Genomic DNA, 4,251 nt, shown 5'->3' with positions numbered 1-4,251 from the left:
GGCGGGGCGTGGGGGGATGGTGTCGGTCGCGTTGCCGGTGGATGAGGTGGTTGGGCGGCTTGGTGAGGGGTTGTCGGTGGCGGCGGTGAACGGGCCGTTGTCGACGGTGGTGTCGGGTGATGTGGGGGCGTTGGAGGAGTTGCTTGCGGCTTGTGAGGCGGAGGGGGTGCGGGCGCGGCGGATTCCGGTGGACTATGCGTCGCATTCGGCGCATGTGGAGGAGATCCGGGGTGAGTTGCTGGGGTTGCTGGAGCCGGTGCGTCCTCGCTCTGGTGGGGTGCCGTTCTATTCGGCGGTGACCGGCACCGTGGTGGAGGGTTCGGAGCTGGACGCGGAGTACTGGTTCAGGAATCTGCGGCAGACCGTCGATTTCCGTGGTGCGACGAGGGCGTTGCTTGCGGACGGCTTCGACGCTTTTGTCGAGGCCAGTGCGCATCCGGTGCTGACCGCGGCTGTCGAGGAGACGGTCGAGGAGATGGACGCGGACGCGGTGGTGCTGGGGACCCTGCGCCGTAACGAAGACGAACAGCGGCGCATGCTGCTCTCCCTCGGCGAGGCCTTCACGGCCGGACTCCCCGTCCACTGGCCCACGACCGGTTCGGCCACCGACCTCCTGGACCTGCCCACCTACGCCTTCCAGCACCGGCGTTACTGGCTGGACGGTGCGACCGCCACGGTTTCCGAGGACGCCGCTGATCCGGAGGAGAGCCGGTTCTGGGCGGCCGTCGACGGTGCCGACCGCGACGAACTCGCCGAACTGCTCGGTGTGGACGACGCGTCCCGGATGGAGGACGTCCTCGGGCTGCTGGGCCCGTGGCGCCGCGACAGCCGTGAGCGTTCCGAGGCGGACGCCTGGCACTACCGCGTCGACTGGAAGCCGGTGTCCGACGCTCAGTCGGTGTCGCTGAGCGGTGCCTGGATGCTCGTCGTACCGGACGGCGACACGGTCCGCCCGTGGGCGGAACCGGTGGCGGACGCCCTGTCGGTCGCCGGTGCTCAGGTGACACGTCTGACCGTGGGAGCGGACTGCGATCGGGACACGCTGGCCCGACGCATCGCCGAGGCGCTGGAGACGCTCGACGGCGCGGTGCCGGCCGGGGTGCTGTCCTTGCTCGCCCTGGAGGAGGCAGATCGCCAGGACGACCCGATGCTGAAGGCCGGACCGGCCGGGACGCTGCTCCTCATCCAGGCGCTCGGCGACACCGCCGTACGCGCTCCCCTGTGGTGCGCCACGCGCGGAGCCGTACAGGTTCCCGGCGCGGAGACGGCGATCCGTCCGGAGCAGGCGCAGGTCTGGGGGCTCGGCCTGGTGGCCGGACTGGAGCACTCCGACCGGTGGGGCGGCCTGATCGACCTGCCCGAAAGCCTCGACCCGCAAGTACTGCGGAGACTGTCGGGCGCACTCGCCGGTAAGCAGGGAGAGGACCAGCTCGCACTCCGCCCGTCCGGAGTCTTCGCCCGCCGTCTGGGGCGCGTGGCGCGCAAGTCCCTGCACGACCGTTCGCAGTGGCAGCCGCGTGGCACGGTCCTCATCACCGGTGGCACCGGCGCCGTCGGCGCCCGGTTCGCACGGTGGCTCGCGGCCAACGGCGCGGAGCACCTCGTGCTCACCAGCCGGCAGGGCCGCTCCGCGCCGGGCGCGGGAGACCTGGAGGCCGAACTGACGGCCCTCGGCGTACGCGTCACCGTCGCGGCGTGCGACGTCGCGGACCGGGACGCACTGGCCGACCTCGTCGCCAGGACCGCTGCGGAGGGTGAGCCGATCCGTGCGGTCCTCCACGCGGCCGGTACGACCGACTCGGCGCCGCTGGCGGAGACGGACCTGGACCTGCTGGCCCGGCTCACCGCCGCCAAGGTGCGCGGCGCACACCACCTCGACGAGGTGTTCCGGGACACCGACCTGGACGCGTTCATCCTCTTCTCCTCCGGCGCCGGCATCTGGGGCGGAGGCGGACAGGGCGCGTACGCCGCGGCCAACGCCCACCTCGACGCGCTTGCCCAGCAGCGGCGTGCACGGGGACGGACCGCGCTGTCGGTGGCGTGGGGTCTCTGGGGAGGCGGCGGCATGGCGGACGGCGAGGTGGGGGACAGGATCCTCAGCCGCGGCGTACGGGTCATGAACCCGGACCTGGCGGTCGCGGCGCTGGCCCGCGTCACGGCGGCCACCGAGACGACGCGGATCGTCGCCGACATCGACTGGGAGGTCTTCGCTCCCCAGTTCACGGCCGTTCGTCGCGCTCCGCTGCTGTCGGACATCCCCGAGGTGCGGGAGGTGCTGGACGAGCCGGTCGGCACCGCGCAGCAAGCGGCCGCCGGCACCGCCCCGTCGGCGCTGCTGGACGGCCTGACGGAGGCGGAGCAGCACCTGGCCGTGCTGGACCTGGTCCGTACACAGGCCGCGGCGGCGCTCGGCCACAGCACGCCGGATCCCGTCGCCCCGGATCGGGCCTTTCGTGAGCTGGGCTTCGACTCGATGATGGCGGTGGAGCTGCGGAACCGGCTGAACGGTGTGACGGGGCTGCGGTTGCCGAGCACGGTCGTGTTCGACCATCCGACCGCCGGCGACCTGGCCCGGTTCATGCGGGCGCAGTTGCTCGGGGAGCCCGACTCCGCCGCGGTGGCGGCGGAGCCTTCGCCGACGGTCGCCGACGGTGAGACGGCTGCCGAGCCGGTCGCGATCGTCGGGATCGGTTGCCGGTTCCCCGGTGGCGTGAGGTCGCCGGAGGACCTGTGGCGGCTCGTGATGTCCGAGACGGATGCCGTGTCGGGGTTCCCGGAGGACCGTGGCTGGGACCTGGAGGCACTGTTCGATCCGGATCCGGACGCGGTGGGGAAGTCGTACGCCCGGTCGGGTGGGTTCCTGTATGACGCGGCGGAGTTCGATGCGGAGTTCTTCGGGATTTCGCCGCGTGAGGCGTTGGCGATGGATCCGCAGCAGCGGTTGTTGTTGGAGACGTCGTGGGAGGCGATGGAGCGGGCGGGCATTGATCCGGTGTCCCTGCGCGGCAGCCGCACCGGCGTGTACGTCGGCGCCATGGTCCAGGACTACGGCCACCGACTGCACCAGGGCACGGCCGAGACGGAAGGCCACATCCTGACCGGCACCACGGGCAGTGTGGTCTCGGGCCGGCTGTCGTACACCTTCGGTCTGGAGGGCCCGGCGGTGACCGTCGACACGGGATGCTCCTCCTCCCTGGTGACGCTGCACCTGGCGATACGGGCGCTGCGGAGCGGCGAGTGCTCACTCGCGCTGGCCGGCGGCGTGACGGTCATGCCGACTCCCGGCCCCTTCATCGAGTTCAGTCGGCAGCGTGGGTTGTCGGTGGATGGTCGGTGCAAGGCGTTCGCGGAGGGTGCGGATGGTACGGGGTGGGCTGAGGGTGTGGGTGTGCTGGTGGTGGAGCGTCTGTCGGACGCGTTGCGGCTGGGGCATCCGGTGTTGGCGGTGGTGCGGGGGAGTGCGGTCAATCAGGATGGTGCGAGTAATGGTCTGACGGCGCCGAACGGTCCGTCGCAGCAGCGGGTGATCCGGCAGGCGCTGGCGGACGCTCGGTTGGGTGCGGCTGATGTGGATGTGGTGGAGGCGCACGGGACGGGTACGCGGCTGGGTGACCCGATCGAGGCGCAGGCACTGATCGCGACATACGGTCAGGAGCGCGCCGGCGAACTGCCTTTGTTCCTGGGTTCGTTGAAGTCGAACATCGGGCATGCGCAGGCGGCTGCCGGTGTGGGTGGGGTCATCAAGATGGTGATGGCTCTGCGGCATGGTGTGCTCCCCAAGACCCTGCATGTGGATGCGCCGTCGTCGCATGTGGACTGGTCGGCGGGTGCGGTGGAGTTGCTGACCGAGCAGCGGGTGTGGCCGGAGCTGGAGCGGCCCCGGCGGGCCGCCGTCTCCGCCTTCGGCGTGGGCGGGACCAACGCGCATGTCGTGATCGAGCAACCTCCGGTGCTGGAGCCCGGTGACTTGCAGTCCGAGGACACCGAGTCGCTCGGCGGGATCCAGTGGGTGGTGTCGGGCAGGACGGAGGAGGCGTTGCGGGCGCAGGCGGAGGTGTTGCGCGCGTTCGTGGCCGAGCGTCCGGACGTGGATCTGGCCGCTGTGGGTTCGGCGTTGGTGTCGGCGCGGTCGGTGTTCGATCACCGGGCTGTGGTGGTGGCTGGTGATCGTGGTGAGTTGTTGCGGGGTTTGGGTGGGTTGGCGTCGGGTGTGGTGGCGTCGGGTGTGGTGTCGGGTGTGGGTGGGGTGGG

At 71.2% G+C, this 4,251-nt stretch carries 1 protein-coding gene; it reads left to right on the top strand.

Going from position 1 to position 4,251, the window contains the following annotated elements:
- Positions 1-16 precede the first annotated feature (16 nt).
- A partial coding sequence (locus tag AAW13_RS45435; protein ID WP_240528943.1) for a type I polyketide synthase occupies positions 17-4,251 on the top strand: 4,235 nt, incomplete at its 3' end.

This window comes from Streptomyces humi, from assembly GCF_001005085.2.
Classification (GTDB): Bacteria; Actinomycetota; Actinomycetes; order Streptomycetales; family Streptomycetaceae; genus Streptomyces; species Streptomyces humi.
The sequence above is the reverse complement of the archived record's forward strand: the minus strand, read 5'-3'. Positions and strand labels throughout refer to the sequence as shown.